The following is an 18,569-nucleotide window of genomic DNA, read 5'->3' as shown; positions in this document are numbered from 1 at the left end:
GGCGACGGGGGCAATAGTGCATCGCTCCCCGGGGAGAGCACGACATAAGCCGTTCCAACCATCCGCGCAGGGAAGGCCGGGATGCTCCGGTTGCCCTGTTTCCCCGCTGTGCATCGTAGCGCAATCCGCTTCTCGCATGGCGGTCAATGGGAGCCAACCGGCTCCCGGCCTTCCCTGCGCCCTCTTTCATCCGAGGGTGAGGCGACAAAGCAAAGCTCGGGCGAGATGAGCCGCGAGGATGTGAAGGTGTGTCTGTCGCTCAGAAACCGAATACCGAATGCTGCCGCAAGCACTATCCAAGACCGTCACCCTGAAGTGCGAACCATGCGACGCCCCCGCGTCGCGTGGAGAGCCTCGAAGGGCGACGGCCCGGCTGCATGTCGGCCGTTCATCCTTCGAGGCTCGACTTGCGATGCCTTCGCATCGCAAATCTCGCACCTCAGGATGACGGAATGGACATGGTCGCCGCGGCGCGACTCTGGATTGCTTCGCTGCGCTCGCAATGACGATGCGGAGATATTGTGCGTCCATCGCGAGGTCACCGCGCCCAGATCGACCGGGCGCGGCGGACGTCAAAACACGTTACAGATACCGCGACAGCTCGGCTTTGAACTGGCCGTAGACCGCGTCCTCGATCTGGCTGCGGTTGATCCCGATGTCGCGCAGGGCGCGGTCGTCGAGTTCGTTCAGCGTCTTGACGGCGGAGCGGCGCTCCAGGCGGTCGAACAGCGCCTGGGTGGCGCCGGCGAGCGCACGGAAAAATCCGCTCGACGAGGATGGGCGTAAACTCCGCCCGGCAGTTTGCGAGATCGTGGTCATTTTTCTTCTCCGGACTTCTGTCCACGCGGCGAAACGGATGCCGTTGGCGCAGACGCTGGGAGCGCCTGCACCTCATTTGCCATCGGATTGCTCTCGCTCTCCTCGGCTCAAACGCGGACCTTGATGGAACTTAAATGCTCCAGTACATTACTCGGAGCAAGGAAAACATTGCTCTCGGTGCAATAATGTCCAAGTTCGAGTACGTGAAGCTTGCCGATGCCATTGCCTCGGATATCTCTAACGGCACGTTAAGGCCCGGCGACCGGCTGCCGCCGCAGCGCAATTTTGCCTATGACCGCGGCATTGCGGTCTCGACCGCGAGCCGGGTTTATACGGAGTTGCTCCGCCGCGGCCTTGTGGTCGGCGAGGTCGGCCGCGGCACCTTCATCTCCGGCGACATCAGGCGCGAGGTCGAGGCGCTGAGCGAGCCGCGCGACGCGCGGATCGACTTCGAGGTCAATTATCCGCTGCTGCCGCAGCAATGGGCCATGATCGCCAAGAGTCTTGCGGGGCTCGAGCGCGTCGACGCGCTGGAATCCGCGCTGCGCGTCTCGACCAGCACCGGCACCAAGAGCGCGCGCAATGCGGCCGTCGCCTATCTCGCGCGCAAGGATTTTGCGCCGCAGGCCGAGCAGATCGTCTTCACCGCCAACGGCAAGCAATCGCTCGCGGCCGCACTCGCCGCGCTCGTCCCCACCGGCGGCCGCTGCGGCGTCGAGGCGCTGACCTATCCATACGTCAAGAGCATCGCGGCGCGGCTCGGCGTGACGCTGGTCCCGATTCCGATGGACGAGCACGGCGCGCGGCCCGACGCGATCCAGAAGGCGCATCGCGAGGCGCATCTGTCGGCGCTGTATCTCCAGCCCATCATCCAGAACCCGCTCGGCGTCACCATGAACGCGACGCGGCGGGCCGACATCATGCGCGTCGCCGAGAAGCTCGATCTCACCATCATCGAGGACGCCGTCTACGGCTTCCTCGCCGACGACACGCCGCTGGCCGCACTCGGGCCGGACCGCTGCATCGTGATCGACAGCCTGTCCAAGAAGGTCGCGCCCGGCCTTGCGCTCGGCATCCTCGTCACCCCGCCGCATCTGCGCGAGAGCGTGATGAGCGCGGTCCGCACCGGCGGCTGGATCGCCTCCGGCCATGCGCTCGCATCGGGGCAGCGGCTGATGGCCGACGGCACCGTCGCCGAGCTAACGCGCCTGAAGCGTATCGACGCCGCGCGCCGCCAGCAGACCGCGGCAAGGCTGCTGGCCGGCTACCAGTTCGCCGCCGACCCGCGCTCCTATCATCTCTGGCTCACGCTGCCGCCACACTGGCGCTCGCAGACCTTCGTTGCCGCAGCCGCCAGGCGCGGCATCGCGCTGACGCCCTCGTCGACTTTTGCAATCGCGCATGGTCACGCGCCGAATGCGGTGCGGCTCGCGCTCGCCCCGCCCACGTTCGAGCAGCTCGATTCAGGCCTGCGCACGCTCGTCTCGCTGCTCGGCACCAAGGAAGAGGACTTTGACTCGACGGAGTAGCGTCCCGCCTAAGGCAGCAAGGCCCTCGGCACGCGATCGAAGCTGTAGCTCTGCGGCTGGTTGCGGCGCACGAAGCCGCCGACCTGCCAGGCGAACAGCGCGGCAAAGCCGAGGATGAACAGCGCGCCGGCGAACGCGCCGATCATGAGCGCGCGGACCAGGAGCCCGGTCATCGCCACCGTCAGCACCGCCATGAACGCCAGCACCGCGGCATAGGTGTTGCGGCCGAGGCCCGCGGTCAGCACCGCGCGGCTGCCTGCTTTCGCCATCCGCGCATGGAGCTCGATGATGAAATCGCGAAAGCCATTGTCCTGCGGCGCCATCAGCGCCGCGGTCTGCCAGCTCGTCGACAGGATCGCGATGCGGCCGCCACCGCTGTGGCTGACATCGGCGCGAAAGCGATGCTGCTGCATCGACACCGGGCGGAACGACAGCCTGACAGCGCCGATCTCGTCGTAGCGCCACAGGCCGGAACGGCCGCCGATGTGCCAGGACAGCCCGGCATCGGTCAGCTCGAAACGATGCGCCGAGCCGATCAGCGACGCCTTGTAGGCATAGCTCGCACCTGGGGCGCCTTGCGTGTCCGAAACCTGCATCTCGACAATCGACCCCGTCCGCGCAATCCCGCCTGCGACCCGCTTGCGCGGTCGCCCTCGCCCATCCTACAAGCGGGGCATGGCTGAGACGACCTTTTTTCCGCGCCGCCTGATTCTCGGTGCAGCCGTGATCTGCGGCGTGCTGCTCGCGCTCGCGGTGCACATGCTGGGCGCGCGCTACGGGCTCGACCTCGGCGGCCTCTGGCGCTCCGACACGCATGAGTTCATTCCGGCCGGCGCTGCGATCGCCTGGTGGCTCATCGCCACGGTCGGCTTTTCCGGCGGCTATTTCACGGCGACATTGATGCAGAGCGCCGCGGACGGCCAGATCCCGCAACGGATGCGGCAATTCCTGATCGCGGTCGGCGTGCTCCTGCTCGCGGGCGCCGGCCAGGTGGCCGCGGCCCCGAGCCCGGTCCCGACGGTTTCGGGTGTGCTCGCCGGGCTCGCCGCGCTGTGCCTTGGCGCCGTGATGGCATTCTGCGGCGCGCATTTCGCCCTGCGCCGCGGCTGACCTTTCTACGCCGACGCGCGCAGCCGCGGGCGCTCCAGCATCAACGCCACATCGGAGGCAGGCCGCGGCTTGCTGAACAGGTAGCCCTGCGCCTGGGTACAGCCCTCGCGCCTGAGCAGCTCGAGCTGCACGTCGTTCTCGACGCCTTCCGCGGTGGTCACGATGCCGAGGCTGCGGCCGAGCCCGGTCACGGCGCGGATGATCGCCATGGAATCCTCGCGCGTCGCGAGCTCCGACACGAAGGAGCGGTCGATCTTGATCTTGTCGAACGGAAAGCTGCGCAAATAGCTCAGCGACGAATAGCCGGTACCGAAATCGTCGAGCGAGATGCGCACGCCCATGGCGCGCAGCTCGTGCAGGGTGGTCAGCGTCGCCTCGCTATTCTGGAGCAGCACCGATTCGGTGATCTCGAGTTCGAGCCGGCGCGCAGCCAGTCCCGAGGCGATCAGCGCCTCGGTCACGGATGCGATCAGGTTCGGGTTCTTGAACTGCACCGGCGACAGGTTGACCGCGACATCGATATCGTCCGGCCAGGTGGCCGCGTCGGCGCAGGCGGAGCGCAGCATGAATTCGCCGAGCTGGACAATGAGTCCAGTCTCCTCGGCCAGCGGAATGAAGTTGATGGGAGCGATCAGGCCGCGCTGCGGATGGTTCCAGCGTAGCAACGCCTCGAAGGCGACGACGCGACCACTGGCGACGTCGCGGATCGGCTGATAGTACGGCTGGAATTCCTCGCGTTGCAGCGCCGCGCGCAAATCCATCTCCAACAGACGCCGCGCCTGCGCGCGCGCATCCATCCCGGTCTCGAAGAAACGGTAGGTGCCGCGGCCATCAGCCTTGGCGCGGTACAGCGCGAGGTCGGCGTTCTTCAAAAGCTCGTCCGGATCGCTGCCGTCCTGCGGCGACAGCGAGATGCCGATCGAGACACCGATGACGATCTGATGGCCGTCGATCTCGTAAGGCGCCGAGATCGCCTCGACGAGGCGGCCGGCAAGGGACCTCGCAGCAGCCTCCTCCGACCGTCCGATCTGGACCACGGAGAATTCGTCGCCGCCAAGCCGCGCCACCGTGTCGCTTTCGCCGACGGTCGCCCTCAGCCTGCGGCCGACCTCCTTGAGCAGCGCATCGCCGATGGGATGGCCGAGCGAGTCGTTGATATCCTTGAAGTGGTCGAGATCGAGACAGAGCACCGCGAGCTGGTCGCCCGAACCCGCCCGGCGCAGCCCCTGCTCGAGCTGCTCGTGGAACAGCACGCGGTTCGGCAGACCGGTCAGCGCGTCATGACGCGCCATGTGCGAGATCTTCGCCTGCGCCTCCAGCCATTCGGTAATGTCCTCGAAAGTCGCGACCCAGCCGCCGCCCTGCATCGGCTGGTTGACGACCCGGATGGAGCGGCCGAACCGGTTGACGATCTGGCTGGTCGTGCGGCCCTCGCGCGCGTCGGCCACGAGGCGCGAGAAGAATTCCTCCGCGTCGCCTTGCCACTGGCCCTTGGCCTGCTCTTCCCGCAGCACGTCGACCAGCAGGCGGCCGGCGAGCGCGATATCGGTGCGACGAAGCATCGCCGCGTAGCGCTCGTTGAACAGCATGATCTTGCCGTCCGCGTCGAACATGCACAGCCCCTGCGACATATTCTCGAGCGCGGTATCGAGCACGACCTGCTGGCGTCCCAGCTCGCCCTTGGCACGGCGGTCGAGCACAGCTGCTGCGAGCGCGATCGCGATGATCGCAACTGCAGCGCTGGCGGTGAGGATTGACAATGAGGCCGGCGGAATCGACAGGCCGCTGATGACGATCGCAGGATCCGGCGTCAGCTCCACGGCGCCCATGGCGGTGAAATGATGCGAGACGATGGCAACGGTCAGCAGCACCGTCGCGCCGAGCGCATTCGCCAGGCTGTCGCGCCGCCCCGCGACGACCAGCGCAAGCGATCCAAAGATAACGCCAAGAATGATCGAGACCGTCACGGTGGCGGTCTCCCAGCCGATGCGCGCAGGAATCTCGAGCGCCATCATGCCGGTGTAATGCATTGCGGCAACGCCGCCACCAACGACGGCACCACCGAGCGCGACCGGGATCGCCCGCGTCGCCGACACCGAGATGCTCAGCCCGACGAAAGTGACCGCGATCGCGAAGATCAGCGACAGGACGGTCACGGGAATGTTGTAGGCGCCTCCGGCGCCCGGCCCGTAAGCCTGCATTGCGATGAAATGGGTTGCCCAGATGCCGCAGCCGGCGACGATGGCGTCGAGCGCGATCCACGAGACGCGAGCACCCCCGCTCGCCGCCCGCGCGCGGTAGAACAGGCTGATCGCCGCCGCGCTCGCGAGCAGGCACACCGCCCCGCCGAGCGCGACCAGACGCCAATCATGCTGGTCCGTAAGACAGTAGAGAACTTGATACATTGCCGGCCCCTATCGGACCTGCACTTAGAACCGGCAGAGGTGGACAGTCGGTAACCGGCTATGTCCTCGTTCCGGAGATGGTGAACGGAACATGTGCTCCTTTGCTCATATTGTTCATCCTCGCGGCGGCGCGCCGATCCCGATCACGGCGGCAGCGAGCAGCAGGACTGTGGCCGATACGACCAGCGATGCGTGCAAGCCGGCCATGAACGCACCTTCCGAGGCCACCAGCGAGCCGAACAGTGCAACGCCGAGCACGCTGCCGGTCTGCCGCGTCGCGTTGAGGACGCCCGCCGCGATGCCGGAGCGCGCCTTCTCCACGCTGCCCAGCAGGGTCGAGGTCAGCGGCGGCACCAGCAGCCCAAGTCCGCCGCTGATCGCGACAATCTGCGCGCAGATCATCCAATAGCTCGTGTCAGCCTCGATCCACAGCAGGCCGAGACAGCCGAGCGCCGAGACGCAGGCGCCGATGACGATGGTCGGGCACGGACCGATGCGCTCGGCGATGCGCGGCGCCAGCAGATTGACCGGGAGCACCGCGGCCATCATCGGCACGAAGGCTATTCCGGTCCACCATGCTGACAGCCCGTTGATCCTCTGGAAGTACAGGCTGAGCACGAAGATCAGGCCGTAGATCGCGATGTTCACGAGCAGGCCGACGAGCGCAGTCAAGGTGAACAGCCGGTGACCGAACAGGGACAGGGGCAGCATCGGCTGCGCCGCGCGGCTCTCGCGCCGGACGAACAGCACGGCAAGGACAAGGGCTGAAGCGAAGGCCGCGAGCACGGCCGGATCATCCCAGCCAAGCGCGCCGCCCTCGATGATCGCGCCGGCGAGCGCCCCCAGCGCGCCGATTGCCGCAAGCTGGCCGGGCAGATCGATCTCACGCGATGGCGCGCGCGTGGTCTCCGTTGCATGACGCCAACTCAGCCAAAGGCCCATGAGACCGATCGGAAGGTTGACGAGAAAGATCGCGCGCCAGCCGACCAGCGTGATCAGCGCGCCGCCGACGAAGGGGCCCGCGGTGAGCGCAAGGCTGGCTCCGGCGGCCCAGATCGCGACGGCGCGGCCGCGCGCGCGGTCGTCCGCATAGGCATGATTGAGCAACGCCAGCGAATTCGGCACCAGGATCGCCGCCGCCAGGCCCTGGACCAGTCGTGCCGCGATCAGCACGATTGCATTGGGCGACAACGCACAGGCGAGCGAGGCCGCGGTGAAGATGGCGAACCCGGCCATGAAGACGCGCTTGGCGCCGATCCGATCGCCGAGTGCGCCGGCCGTCAGGATGAAGGCGGCAAAGGCAATGGTATAGGCGCTGACGACCCATTGCAGTTCGGCAATACCGCCGCCGAGCGTCCTGCCCATCGCATCGAGCGCTGTGTTGACGATGGTGACGTCGAGCTGCACCACGCCATAACCGAGGCTCATCGCGGCCAGCGTCAGCGCGGTTGCAGGACGCGACGAGGCGCGTGGCGCGCCGGCTCCGTCGTCGAAGGCTTCGTATTTGATGATGCTTGCTCGCATGCTGCCCTCCGATGCAGCCCCATGCGAAATATAGGCCGCCGATCCGCCGTCATGCTTCGACAATGGACGAAGGATGAATGTTGAGCGATACACTGACTCCACATTCGGTGTCATCGCCCGCGCAGGCGGGCGATCCAGTACTCCGCGGCGGAAATTGTGCAAACGAAGTCCCGCTGCGGAGTACTGGATGCCCCGCCTTCGCGGGGCATGACAGCAGATGAAGCGAGAAACAGCGCGCCGCGCGGACCACCGCGCGGCGGTCGTCGGCTAAACCGTCATCAGCTTGCCGCGCGCAAATTCACCTTGCTCTCGGCAAGCGTCGTGAGCTTCTTGTCGGTCGCCTTCTCTTCCTCGAGCGTCTTGGCGAGCACGGCGGCGCAATCGGTCCGGCCGAGCTGCTTGGCCCAGGCGATCAGGCTGCCGTAACGCACGATCTCGTAATGCTCGGCGGCCTGCGCCGCATTGATCAGCGCTGCGTCGAGCACCGCCTTGTCGGCGACTTCGCCGGCGGTCTCGTCGGCCTCCTCGATGATACCGTCGATCGCCGGGCAGTCGACCGCCTTCACCTGCGCGCCGTGCATCCTGAACACTTCCTCGAGCCGCTTGACGTGCTGCTTGGTTTCCTCGAGGTGCGTCAAAAAGCCCTGTTTCAGCTGCGGGTCGGTGGCCTTGTCGGCCATTTTCGGCAGCGCCTTAGTGAGTTGCTGCTCGGCATAGTAGATGTCCTGGAGCTGGTGCACGAACAGGTCGTTCATGGTTTTGATGTCTTTTGTGAACAGTCCCATCGTTCCGATCCTCTTGGGTTTCGGGAACACGGAGGCACCGGCTTGCACGAATAGCCGCATATTTCCGCCATGTTCGATTGCTGATGGGGCGCTAACGGGCACGCGGCATCGACGTTCCTAAAAGGCCGGCATCGCTTGCGCTGGAACAATGCAGTGGACGGCACGATATGAAACCATGCCAACAAACGAACGCGCGCGCCGGGCCGATCTGACGACTCATATGCTTAACGCGCGTCCGATGTGAACCACATATGACAAAAGTCGCCGGTCCGGCACAGAACCTATCCTTGTCAAGGGCTGCACAAGTCACCGTTTTTGCCTTAAATGATCTGGATCATGCCTAGCGATCGACGCCTGCCTTTGGCAACCATCGCGCCCGACTGGCCAATACCTGGCCTTGTCGGTCTTGCCCCCAGCCGGGAGGATGAATGCACGGACTGCTGCCCGCGTTGAAGCGCGGCTTCAAGAGATGGATTGGCTGGCGACGGCTCGGAATTGCCGCGAGCGTCTTCATCATTGCCTTCGCAATCACCACACTGGTGCGGACCCTCAAGGGTATCGACACCGGCGTCATCCTGACTGCATTGACCGAGATTCCCCGCGGGAATATCGGGCTGGCGGCGATCTGCGTCTTCTTCGCGTTCTGTACGCTGACCTTCTACGACTTTTTTGCACTGCGAACGATCGGCAAGAAGCACGTGCCCTATCGCATTGCAGCGCTCTCCAGCTTCACGTCCTATTCGATCGGCCACAACATCGGCGCCACGGTGTTCACGGGCGGCGCGATCCGTTTCCGGATCTATTCGGATTATGGGCTGAACGCGATCGACGTTGCGAAAATCTGCTTCCTGTCGGGCCTGACCTTCTGGCTCGGTAACATCTTCGTGCTCTCGATCGGCATGGCCATCCATCCCGATGCCGCCTCCTACATGGATCAGCTCCCGTCGCCGATCAATCGGCTGATCGCGCTCGGCGGCCTCGCCTCGATCGGCGCCTATCTGGTCTGGCTGTGCATGGGCGAGAAGCGCCGCGAGCTCGGCCAGAAGGGCTGGAAGGTGGTGTTGCCCTCGGCACCGCTGACGCTGGTGCAGATCCTGATCGGCGTGGTCGATCTCGGCTTCTGCGCCACGGCGATGTACCTCTTGATGCCGGCCAATCCGCCGATCGACTTCCTGTCGCTCGCCGTCGTGTTCATCCTGGCGACGCTGCTCGGCTTTGCCAGCCATGCCCCCGGCTCGATCGGCGTATTCGACGCCGCCATGCTGGTGGCGCTGCCGGAATTCGGCCGCGAGCAGCTTCTGGCGACGCTGCTGGTGTTCCGCCTGCTCTATTTCGTGATCCCGTTCGGCCTCGCCATCTCCATCATGGGCGCACGCGAGCTCTGGATGAACGTGGTCGAGCCCTGGCAGGAGCGACGGCGGCTGGCGGAGGCCTGCGCCCAGGGCAACCTGCCCAAGCAGGTGGCGGCGATGGAGCGCGAACGGTCGCTTCGGCAGGCCAGCAAGCGCTGAGGCGCTGGACGGCGGCGCGCAAGATCGTCAGACAAAGGTTGCGGGCGGGGGAGCAATCCTCTCTTATTTCCGCCTCAACTTTGCCGTTGAACACGCGGGCCATGATCCGATCATCTCTTCGCACCTTCTTCGCAGGCGCCCTGCTGCTTGCGGGGATTTTGACTGCTTTGCCGCCCGAGCGCGCAGCCGCGCAGGACGCCGGCGCCATGCAGATTTCCTGGGAGGTGCGCAGCCGCTTCCGCCTGTTCCGCGAGGAGCGCGACTTCCTGCTTCATGTGGAGAACGCGCGCAACCGCAGCATCCTCGCCGCCGAGCAGTCGCTGGAGCTCCAGAGCGAGGGCCGCGGCTGGGCCCGCAACATGGTCAACCGGCTCTGCATCGACCTCCAGGGCCGGGTCAATCAGCCCTGCACCCGCGACAACACCAAGGAAGACTACATCACCCCGGTCGACCACCCCGTCACCGTGCGCCTCGTCGGCGCGGTGCCGGTCGGCGCCACCTGCGCCTGGTCGTTCGACGACGGCGACGGGCCGCGACAACAGACCTTCGACTGCGCCGAACCGGTCAACCTGCGCGTCCGCTACGGCAAGCAGACGGTCGCGAGCGTCGACGTCTCCTCCGGCTCCGATCCGACCCAGCGCGTTCAGGCCGAGATCCAGGTCCGCGACATCTTCGTCGCCGGCCTCGGCGACAGCATTGCCTCGGGTGAAGGCAATCCCGACCGGCCGCTGGCGCTGTCGGACGAAGGTTTCTGCTTCCGCTCCTATCTCGGCACCGCCGGCGGGCAATACTACCGGCCGAGCCGCGCCAGCTACAAAGGCGGACGCGCCTGCGAGGCGCCGGATACGCTCGCCAACTGGCAGCGCTACGGCGCGCTCTGGTTCAACTCCCCCTGCCACCGCTCGCTCTACAGCTACCAGGCCCGCACCGCGCTGGCGCTCGCGGTGCGCTACACCCACATCGCGGTGACCTTTCTGCCGCTCGCCTGCACCGGCGCCAGCATCGGCGACGGGCTGCTCGGCTCGCAGCGCGCCCGCGAATGCGCGCCCAGCAAGAACGGCAGTTGCCAGACCAGCGTGAACGCGCAGGTCGCCGAGCTGCGAGAGGCGCTCACCGCGGCGAAGAAACGCCAGCCGGACCGCACGCTCGACCTCGTGCTGCTCTCGGTCGGTGCCAATGATGTCTACTTCTCCGGTCTCGTCGCCGACGTCATCGTCGACACCGCGACCGAGCGCGCGCTGTTCCGCCGCTCCGGCGTGATGGCGAGCGTCGACGAGTCCCGCGATGCGCTGGCGCGCGAGCTGCCGCAGAACTTCGTCAAGCTGCGGGAGGCGCTGAAGCCGCTCGTCGGCGGCGACCTCTCGCATGTGGTCTATGTCTCTTACGCCAATCCGGCGCTCGCCGACGGCGGCGTGCCCTGCCGCGGCGGCCGCGCCGGCTTCGACATTCATCCGTCCTTCAACGCCGACCCGCAGCGCCTCGCCCGCGTCTCGACCTTCGTCGACACCGAATTCCTGCCGCAGCTGAAGGGGCTCGCCACCTGCACCCGCGGCGCGCTGTGCCGCGATCCCGAAGCCGACCGCATGACCTTCGTCGACGCGCATCAGGCAGCGTTCGGAGATCACGGCTTCTGCGCCCATTCCGGCAACGATCCCGAATTCGACCGCACCTGCTTTGCCGAGAACGGCCAGAGCTTCAATCCGGACATCGTGACGGCGGCGAGCCAGCCGATGCTGTGCGGCCGCGGCGCCTCGGAGTATCGCGCCTATCTGCCGCGCGCCCGCTGGATCCGCGACGCCAACGACAGCTACTTCGCGGCGATGACCTATCCGCAAGGCCTGCCGGCCGCGAGCCAGCCGACCGACATCCACGACGCCACCTGGGGCGTGCTCTCCGCCGTCTATGGCGGCGCCGTGCATCCAAGCGCCGAAGGCCACGCCGCAATGGCGGATGCGGCGCTTCCCGCAGCGAGCTCCGTGCTCGGCCTCGATGCCGTGCCGCCGGGCGTGACGCGCGGACTCCTGGCGCCGTTGTTGCCGGGCGCGCAGCGGTAGCGCACGGACGTCGTAGCCCGGATGAGCGCAGCGACATCCGGGACCACTGTCCCCGCATATCGCTACGCTCATGCGGGCTACGCGCTTTTCGCCACACCGTCTTGCGAGCGCAGCGAAGCAATCCAGACTCCCTCCGCGGAAAGATGCTGGATTGCTTCGCTGCGCTCGCAATGACAAGCTTGGGGTTCGCACTCTCAACACTCTCGGTGTCATCGCCCGCGAAGGCGGGCGATCCAGTACTCCGTAACGGCTGTGATTGAATCGAGACGCCGCGGCGTACTGGATTCCCCGCCTTCGCGGGGAATGACAGTTGAGTGCGTGGCGCCATCTTGCCTACGCATGCTCGTCAGCTCACAATCGTTCCCTCCCACCTGCCGTTCCATCAATCCAAAATCGGCATCAATCGATACTCCCTTCAACTTGGACACTTTGCCGCGCGCGCCTCTAGGAGTCGTGGTGAGGAAACATTTCGAGTTCTAAGGAGGCGTGATGAGCGCAGTGGTGTCCGCAGCGGACGCGAGGAGGTCTCGCGTCAGGCTGTTCATCGTGACCATGTTGTTCCTGGTCACGACAGTCAATTACGCGGACCGCGCCACGCTCTCGATCGCAGGCCCCGCGCTCTCCAAGGAGCTGCATCTCGATCCCGTCGCGATGGGCTACATCTTCTCGGCGTTCGGCTGGTCCTATGTCATCGCGCAGGTGCCGGGCGGCTGGCTGCTCGACCGCTACGGCTCGCGCCTCGTCTATGCCTTCAGCATCATCGTCTGGTCGCTGTTCACGATGATGCAGGGCTGGGTCGGCTTCTTCAGTGCCGGCACCGCGATCGTCGTGCTGTTCGGCCTGCGCTTCCTAGTCGGCATCGCGGAAGCGCCCTCCTTCCCCGCCAATGCCCGCATCGTCGCGGCCTGGTTTCCCGGCAATGAGCGCGGCACCGCGTCCGCCTTCTTCAACTCGGGACAGTATTTCGCCACCGTGATCTTCGCGCCGCTGATGGGCTGGATCGCACACGCTTACGGCTGGCGCTTCGTGTTCTTCGTGATGGGCGCCCTCGGCATCGTCATGGGCCTCGTCTGGATCAAGACCATCTATGGCCCGAAGGAGCATCCCGGGATCAACGAGGCCGAGTTCGATTACATCAAGGAAGGCGGCGCGCTGGTCGATCTCGACGCGCCCAGAGACGATCTGAAGCAAGAGCGCGTGCCGGAGGCCGGCTCCGGTTGGGACCATATCCGCCAGTTGCTCTCCAACCGCATGATGCTCGGCGTCTATCTCGGCCAGTACTGCATCAACACGCTGACCTATTTCTTCCTGACCTGGTTCCCGGTGTACCTCGTCAAGGAGCGCGGGCTGTCGATCCTGCAAGCCGGCTTCGTCGCGACGCTGCCCGCACTGTGCGGCTTCATCGGCGGCGTGCTCGGCGGCATCATCTCGGACGCGATCCTGCGCAGCACGGGGTCGCTGACCATGGCGCGCAAGATTCCGATCGTCGGCGGCATGCTGCTGTCGATGTCGATCATCGCCTGCAACTATGTCGACGGACAGGCGCTGGTGGTCGGCTTCATGGCGCTCGCCTTCTTCGGCAAGGGCATCGGCGCGCTCGGCTGGGCCGTCGTCTCCGACACATCGCCGAAGGAAGCCGGCGGCGTCTCCGGCGGCCTGTTCAACACCTTCGGCAACCTCTCCTCGATCACCACCCCGATCGTGATCGGCTACATCCTGGCCGCGACCGGCTCCTTCAACGGTGCACTGCTGTTCGTCGGCGCCAACGCGCTGGTCGCCGCGTTCGCCTATCTCGTCGTGGTGGGCAAGATCGAGCGGGTGGTGCTCAAACGTTCCTCCTGAGGGCTCCCACGGGAGCTTGACCAGGCAACTCAACGGCGGCCCAAAAAGCCGCCGTCTTTGTTTTGGGGATGATCGATGCTAGAAGTGCCGGGGAAACGCCTTATTCATCTAAGGCATGTATCGATGTTCGACCTCAACCAGCTCCGCTGTTTCGTCACGGTGGCGGAGGAACTGCACTTCGGCCGCGCCGCCGCGCGGCTGAACATGACCCAGCCGCCGCTCTCGCGGCAGATCCAGGTGCTCGAGCACATCATCGACGCGCCGCTGCTGGAGCGCACCAGCCGTTCGGTGCGCCTGACCCCTGCGGGCCGCAGCTTCCTGCCGGAGGCGCGGCGCATCCTGAAGCTTGCGGAGAGCGCCTCGCAGGTCGCCCGCCGCATCGCGCTGGGCAAGACCGGCTCGCTCAAGATCGGCTTTACGGCAGCCGCCGCCTACGGCTTCCTGCCGGAGCTCGTCGCGGCCTGCCGCGCCAAGCTGCCCGAAGTCGATTTCTCGCTGAAGGAGATGGTCTCCGGCGACCAGTTCGAGGCGCTCAGCTCCGGCCAGATCGATGCCGGCCTGCTCAGGCCGCCGATCGCGCGCCCTGAAGTTGCCAGCCGCCGTGTCGTCGCCGAGCCCCTGCTTGCCGCGATCCCGAAGAAGCACCCGCTGGCAAGCGCCGACAGCATCACCATCAAGGATTTCGACGACCAGCCCTTCGTGATGTATTCGCCCTATGAGAGCCGCTACTTCCACGATCTCCTGGTGGCGCTGTTCACCCGCGCCGACGTGCTGCCGCGCTATGTCCAGCATCTGAGCCAGATCCACTCGATCCTCGCCATGGTCCGTGCCGGCCTCGGCCTTGCCATCGTGCCGGCCGCGGCCGCAAGCCTGAAGATCTCCGACGTGCGGCTGCGCCCCCTGAAGCTGCGCACGCGCGTCCCGGTCGAGCTGTTCATGGTCTGGCGCCGCGACGACGAGAATCCGCTGCTGTCGGCGCTGGTCAAAATCGCAGGTGAGTTGTCCTCGGCGGAGACCATGGAAGATTGATGCTGATTTCGCATCAGTCGATATAGGCTTTGGCTTGGACGCGCATCGAACGGTCTCCTAAACCACGGCGCATGGACGCGCAGGCTTGCGTCCTCCACAACACGCAATCAGGGAGCCGCGCCCATGAGCAAGATGACCCCGCAGGAAATGGCCCAGAAGATCGGATCGGGCCTCCTGTCCTTCCCCGTCACGCCGTTCAAGGCGGATTACTCCTTCGACGAGGCGACCTACCGGGCCAACATGGACTGGCTGTGCGGCTATGACGTCGCAGGCCTGTTCGCCGCCGGTGGCACCGGCGAGTTCTTCTCGCTGACGCCGACCGAGGTTCCGCAAATCGTCAAGATCGCCGTGGAGGAGACCAAGGGCCGCGTGCCCGTGCTCGCCGGCACCGGCTATGGCACCGCGATCGCCCGCGAGATCGCTGTTGGCGCCGAGAAGGCCGGCGCCGACGGTCTGTTGCTGCTGCCGCCCTATCTCACCCATTCCGAGCAGGACGGCCTTGCCGCCCATGTCGAGGCGGTCTGCGCCGCCGTGAAGATCGGCGTCATCGTCTACAACCGCGACAATGCCATCCTCCAGCCCGACACGCTGGCCCGCCTCGCCGAGCGCTGCCCGAACCTCGTCGGCTACAAGGACGGCATCGGCGACATCGAGCTGATGACGCGCGTCTACACCAAGCTCGGCGACCGTCTCACCTATATCGGCGGCCTGCCGACTGCGGAAACCTTCGCGCTGCCCTATCTCGACATGGGCGTGACGACCTATTCCTCGGCCGTGTTCAACTTCGTGCCGGAATTCGCGACCAATTTCTACGCCGCCGTGCGCAAGCGCGATCACGCGACGATCCATGCCGGGCTGAAGGATTTCATCCTGCCGCTGATCGCGATCCGCAACCGCAAGAAGGGCTATGCGGTCTCGATCATCAAGGCCGGCATGAAGGTGATCGGCCGCGACTCCGGCCCGGTCCGCCCGCCGCTGACCGATCTCACCGAGCAGGAGATTGCGGAGCTCACCGCGCTGGTCAAGAACCTGCCCGCCATCCGATCGTCACAACAGGCTGCAGAATAACGACCGAACACAACAGGGAGGAGCGTGCGATGGCCCGGACGGAAATTTCTGGCGCACCGGTCGTCACGGCGATGCAGGTGATCCCGGTCGCGGGCCGCGACAGCATGCTCCTCAATCTGAGCGGCGCGCATGCGCCGTTCTTCACCCGCAACATCGTCATCCTCACCGACAATGCCGGCCACACCGGCGTCGGCGAGGTGCCGGGCGGGCAGAAGATCTGGCAGACGCTCCAGGACGCGCGCGATCTCGTGATCGGCAAGACCGTCGGCGCGATGAACAACATCCTCGCCGACGTCCGCACGGCCTTCGCCGATCGTGACGCCGGCGGCCGCGGCAAGCAGACCTTCGACCTCCGCGTCATGATCCATGCGGTCACGGCGATCGAGTCCGCGCTGCTCGACCTGCTCGGCCAGCATCTCAACCTGCCGGTCGCCGCGCTGCTCGGCGAAGGCCAGCAGCGCAAGAGCGTCGAGACGCTCGGCTATCTCTTCTTCGTCGGCGACCGCAGCAAGTCCAGGCTCGATTACGTCAGTGGCGAGACCGGCAAGGCGGAATGGTTCAACCTCCGCCATCAGGAAGCGATGACGCCGCAGACCGTGGTGCGGCTCGCGGAGGCCACCCACGACCATTACGGCTTCGCCGACTTCAAGCTCAAGGGCGGCGTGCTCCGCGGCGAGCAGGAGATCGAGGCCGTCACCGCGATCGCCAGGCGTTTCCCCGACGCACGTGTCACGCTGGACCCGAACGGCGCCTGGTCGCTCGACGAGGCTGTCAGCCTCTGCAAGGACATGCACGGCATCCTCGCCTATGCCGAAGACCCCTGCGGCGCCGAGGCCGGCTTCTCCGGCCGCGAGATCATGGCCGAGTTCCGCCGCGCCACGGGCCTGCCGACGGCGACCAACATGATCGCCACCGACTGGCGCCAGCTCTCCCACGCGCTGCGCCTGGGGGCGGTGGACATTCCGCTGGCCGATCCCCATTTCTGGACTATGCAAGGCTCGGTGCGCGTGGCCCAGACCTGCCGGGACAACGGCCTGACCTGGGGCTCGCACTCCAACAACCATTTCGACATTTCGCTCGCCATGTTCACCCATGTCGGCGCCGCTGCCCCGGGCAAGGTCACCGCGATCGACACCCACTGGATCTGGCAGGACGGCCAGGCGCTGACCCGGGAGCCGCTCCAGATCAAGGGCGGCAAGATTGCGGTCCCCGACAGGCCGGGACTGGGTATCGAAATCGACAGGGCGGCCATCGACGCCGCGCATGACCTCTACAAGCAGCATGGACTCGGCGCCCGCGATGACGCTATTGCCATGCAGGACCTGATCCCCGGCTGGACCTTCGACGACAAGCGTCCCTGCCTCGTGCGTTAGAAAACTTCCCTGGAGGAATGAGATGACTGCGATCCTGAAGAACTTCATCGGCGGCGAATGGGTCGATGGCTCCGGCGTCACCAAGAACATCAACCCCTCCAACACCAACGATCTCGTCGGCGAGTACGCCAAGGCCGACAAGGCGCAGACCGAGAAGGCGATTGCGGCAGCCAAGGCCGCCTTCCCCGCCTGGGCGCAGTCGACGCCTCAGGTGCGCTATGACGCGCTGAACAAGATTTCCCTCGAAATCCTCGCCCGCAAGGAAGAGCTCGGCCGCCTGCTCGCCCGCGAGGAAGGCAAGACGCTCCCCGAGGGGATCGGCGAAGTCGCCCGTGCCGGCCAGATCTTTGCATTCTTCGCCGGCGAAGCGCTGCGCCTGATCGGCGAGAAGGGTGCGTCCGTCCGTCCCGGTCTCGATGTCGAGCTCACCCGTGAGCCCGTCGGCGTCGTCGGCATGATCACGCCCTGGAATTTCCCGATCGCGATCCCCGCCTGGAAGATCGCCCCCGCGCTCTGCTACGGCAACACTGTCGTGTTCAAGCCCGCCGAGCTGGTGCCGGGCTCCGGGCATGCGCTGTCCGAGATCATCACCCGCTCCGGCATTCCGGCCGGTGTGTTCAACCTCGTCGTCGGCTCCGGCTCCGTGGTCGGCCAGACCCTGCTCGATCATCCCGACGTCGCCGCGATCTCCTTCACCGGCTCGGTGCAGACCGGGCGCAAGATCGCGCAGGCCTGCGTGCTGTCGAATCCGATGAAGAAGTTCCAGCTCGAGATGGGCGGCAAGAATCCGCTGGTCGTGCTCGACGACGCGGACCTCAAGACTGCCGTCGAAGTCGCCGTCAACGGCGCCTACTTCTCGACCGGCCAGCGCTGCACCGCCTCCTCGCGCCTGATCGTCACGGAAGGCATCCACGACCGCTTCGTCGCGGCGGTAGCCGAGCGCCTGAAGGGCCTGTCGGTGGACGACGCGCTCAAGGCCGGCGTGCATATCGGCCCCGTTGTCGACCAGAGCCAGCTCGACCAGGACCTGCGCTACATCAAGATCGGCCAGGACGAAGGCGCAAAGCTCGCCTTCGGCGGCGAGCTGCTCAAGCGCGAGACGCCCGGCCACTATCTCCAGCCGGCGCTGTTCACCGAAGCCAACAACAACATGCGCATCGCGCGCGAAGAGATCTTCGGCCCGGTCGCCGCCGTCATTCGCGCCAAGAACTACGAGGAAGCGCTCGCGATCTCCAACGATACCGAGTTCGGCCTCGCCTCCGGCATCTGCACCACCAGCCTGAAATACGCCTCGCACTACAAGCGCAACAGCGAGTCCGGCATGGTGATGGTCAACCTGCCGACCGCCGGCGTCGACTATCACGTGCCGTTCGGCGGCAGGAAGGGTTCGAGCTACGGCGCCCGCGAGCAGGGCTCCTATGCGCGCGAGTTCTACACGACGGTGAAGACGGCCTACACCTATCCCGGCTAACCACGGGGAAAATATCGTAGGGTGGGCAAAGCGAAGCGTGCCCACCGCT

At 65.9% G+C, this 18,569-nt stretch carries 14 protein-coding genes; 9 read left to right on the top strand and 5 right to left on the bottom strand.

Annotated elements, in window-relative coordinates:
- Window positions 1–582 precede the first annotated feature (582 nt).
- Entirely contained in the window at window positions 583–819 is a 237-nt protein-coding gene (locus tag A3M7_RS0134850) for a DUF1127 domain-containing protein (RefSeq protein ID WP_027548061.1), read from the bottom strand.
- Between the two features lie 185 nt (window positions 820–1,004).
- Between A3M7_RS0134850 and A3M7_RS0134845 the strand changes: the two genes are divergently transcribed.
- Window positions 1,005–2,348, top strand: coding sequence for a PLP-dependent aminotransferase family protein (locus A3M7_RS0134845; RefSeq protein WP_027548060.1), 1,344 nt, complete (start codon window positions 1,005–1,007; stop codon window positions 2,346–2,348).
- Between the two features lie 8 nt (window positions 2,349–2,356).
- Here the strand turns inward: A3M7_RS0134845 and A3M7_RS0134840 are convergent, their stop codons facing one another.
- Entirely contained in the window at window positions 2,357–2,944 is a 588-nt protein-coding gene (locus tag A3M7_RS0134840) for a hypothetical protein (protein WP_027548059.1), read from the bottom strand.
- A gap of 79 nt (window positions 2,945–3,023) precedes the next feature.
- Between A3M7_RS0134840 and A3M7_RS0134835 the strand changes: the two genes are divergently transcribed.
- Entirely contained in the window at window positions 3,024–3,458 is a 435-nt protein-coding gene (locus tag A3M7_RS0134835; RefSeq protein WP_027548058.1) for a hypothetical protein, read from the top strand.
- 5 nt (window positions 3,459–3,463) lie between these two features.
- On the opposite strand, the gene A3M7_RS0134830 is transcribed toward A3M7_RS0134835, so the two are convergent.
- From A3M7_RS0134830 to A3M7_RS0134820, 3 genes are all read right to left on the bottom strand, one after another.
- The gene (locus tag A3M7_RS0134830; RefSeq protein ID WP_027548057.1) at window positions 3,464–5,863 is read right to left on the bottom strand and encodes an EAL domain-containing protein; all 2,400 of its coding nucleotides are present in this window, start codon (window positions 5,861–5,863) and stop codon (window positions 3,464–3,466) included.
- A 114-nt stretch (window positions 5,864–5,977) separates the two neighbouring features.
- A complete protein-coding gene (locus A3M7_RS0134825) occupies window positions 5,978–7,387 on the bottom strand; it encodes an MFS transporter (protein WP_027548056.1) in 1,410 nt (469 codons plus the stop codon).
- A 278-nt stretch (window positions 7,388–7,665) separates the two neighbouring features.
- Window positions 7,666–8,172 carry a ferritin-like domain-containing protein gene (locus A3M7_RS0134820; RefSeq protein WP_027548055.1) on the bottom strand — a complete coding sequence of 169 codons (507 nt, stop codon included), beginning with the start codon at window positions 8,170–8,172 and terminating at the stop codon, window positions 7,666–7,668.
- Between the two features lie 428 nt (window positions 8,173–8,600).
- Between A3M7_RS0134820 and A3M7_RS0134815 the strand changes: the two genes are divergently transcribed.
- The 7 genes from A3M7_RS0134815 (at window position 8,601) to A3M7_RS0134785 (ending at window position 18,520) form a co-directional block, all read left to right on the top strand.
- Window positions 8,601–9,683 carry a YbhN family protein gene (locus tag A3M7_RS0134815; protein ID WP_027548054.1) on the top strand — a complete coding sequence of 361 codons (1,083 nt, stop codon included), beginning with the start codon at window positions 8,601–8,603 and terminating at the stop codon, window positions 9,681–9,683.
- Between the two features lie 101 nt (window positions 9,684–9,784).
- Window positions 9,785–11,737 (top strand): hypothetical protein, encoded by a 1,953-nt coding sequence (locus A3M7_RS0134810; RefSeq protein ID WP_027548053.1) that lies wholly within the window; start codon window positions 9,785–9,787, stop codon window positions 11,735–11,737.
- A 489-nt stretch (window positions 11,738–12,226) separates the two neighbouring features.
- Window positions 12,227–13,579, top strand: a complete 1,353-nt coding sequence (locus A3M7_RS0134805; RefSeq protein ID WP_027548052.1) for an MFS transporter — start codon at window positions 12,227–12,229, stop codon at window positions 13,577–13,579.
- 123 nt (window positions 13,580–13,702) lie between these two features.
- A complete protein-coding gene (locus A3M7_RS0134800; protein WP_011088611.1) occupies window positions 13,703–14,608 on the top strand; it encodes a LysR substrate-binding domain-containing protein in 906 nt (301 codons plus the stop codon).
- A gap of 123 nt (window positions 14,609–14,731) precedes the next feature.
- Window positions 14,732–15,676: a 5-dehydro-4-deoxyglucarate dehydratase gene (gene kdgD, locus A3M7_RS0134795; protein ID WP_027548051.1), complete on the top strand. Its 945-nt coding sequence runs from the start codon at window positions 14,732–14,734 to the stop codon at window positions 15,674–15,676.
- A 29-nt stretch (window positions 15,677–15,705) separates the two neighbouring features.
- Window positions 15,706–17,049, top strand: coding sequence for a glucarate dehydratase (gene gudD / locus A3M7_RS0134790; RefSeq protein ID WP_027548050.1), 1,344 nt, complete (start codon window positions 15,706–15,708; stop codon window positions 17,047–17,049).
- 22 nt (window positions 17,050–17,071) lie between these two features.
- On the top strand, window positions 17,072–18,520 hold the full coding sequence (locus A3M7_RS0134785) for an aldehyde dehydrogenase family protein (RefSeq protein WP_027548049.1): 1,449 nt from the start codon (window positions 17,072–17,074) through the stop codon (window positions 18,518–18,520).
- Window positions 18,521–18,569: the final 49 nt, after the last annotated feature.

Source organism: Bradyrhizobium sp. WSM2254 (assembly GCF_000472645.1).
In the GTDB taxonomy this organism is placed as follows: Bacteria; Pseudomonadota; Alphaproteobacteria; order Rhizobiales; family Xanthobacteraceae; genus Bradyrhizobium; species Bradyrhizobium niftali.
The sequence above is the reverse complement of the archived record's forward strand: the minus strand, read 5'-3'. Positions and strand labels throughout refer to the sequence as shown.

What these genes read in the sequence shown, in the direction of transcription:
- A3M7_RS0134850 (WP_027548061.1), bottom strand. Translation starts at nt 819, where the DNA reads ATGACCACGATCTCGCAAACTGCCGGGCGGAGTTTACGCCCATCCTCG.
- A3M7_RS0134845 (WP_027548060.1), top strand. Translation starts at nt 1,005, where the DNA reads ATGTCCAAGTTCGAGTACGTGAAGCTTGCCGATGCCATTGCCTCGGAT.
- A3M7_RS0134840 (WP_027548059.1), bottom strand. Translation starts at nt 2,944, where the DNA reads ATGCAGGTTTCGGACACGCAAGGCGCCCCAGGTGCGAGCTATGCCTAC.
- A3M7_RS0134835 (WP_027548058.1), top strand. Translation starts at nt 3,024, where the DNA reads ATGGCTGAGACGACCTTTTTTCCGCGCCGCCTGATTCTCGGTGCAGCC.
- A3M7_RS0134830 (WP_027548057.1), bottom strand. Translation starts at nt 5,863, where the DNA reads ATGTATCAAGTTCTCTACTGTCTTACGGACCAGCATGATTGGCGTCTG.
- A3M7_RS0134825 (WP_027548056.1), bottom strand. Translation starts at nt 7,387, where the DNA reads ATGCGAGCAAGCATCATCAAATACGAAGCCTTCGACGACGGAGCCGGC.
- A3M7_RS0134820 (WP_027548055.1), bottom strand. Translation starts at nt 8,172, where the DNA reads ATGGGACTGTTCACAAAAGACATCAAAACCATGAACGACCTGTTCGTG.
- A3M7_RS0134815 (WP_027548054.1), top strand. Translation starts at nt 8,601, where the DNA reads ATGCACGGACTGCTGCCCGCGTTGAAGCGCGGCTTCAAGAGATGGATT.
- A3M7_RS0134810 (WP_027548053.1), top strand. Translation starts at nt 9,785, where the DNA reads ATGATCCGATCATCTCTTCGCACCTTCTTCGCAGGCGCCCTGCTGCTT.
- A3M7_RS0134805 (WP_027548052.1), top strand. Translation starts at nt 12,227, where the DNA reads ATGAGCGCAGTGGTGTCCGCAGCGGACGCGAGGAGGTCTCGCGTCAGG.
- A3M7_RS0134800 (WP_011088611.1), top strand. Translation starts at nt 13,703, where the DNA reads ATGTTCGACCTCAACCAGCTCCGCTGTTTCGTCACGGTGGCGGAGGAA.
- kdgD (WP_027548051.1), top strand. Translation starts at nt 14,732, where the DNA reads ATGAGCAAGATGACCCCGCAGGAAATGGCCCAGAAGATCGGATCGGGC.
- gudD (WP_027548050.1), top strand. Translation starts at nt 15,706, where the DNA reads ATGGCCCGGACGGAAATTTCTGGCGCACCGGTCGTCACGGCGATGCAG.
- A3M7_RS0134785 (WP_027548049.1), top strand. Translation starts at nt 17,072, where the DNA reads ATGACTGCGATCCTGAAGAACTTCATCGGCGGCGAATGGGTCGATGGC.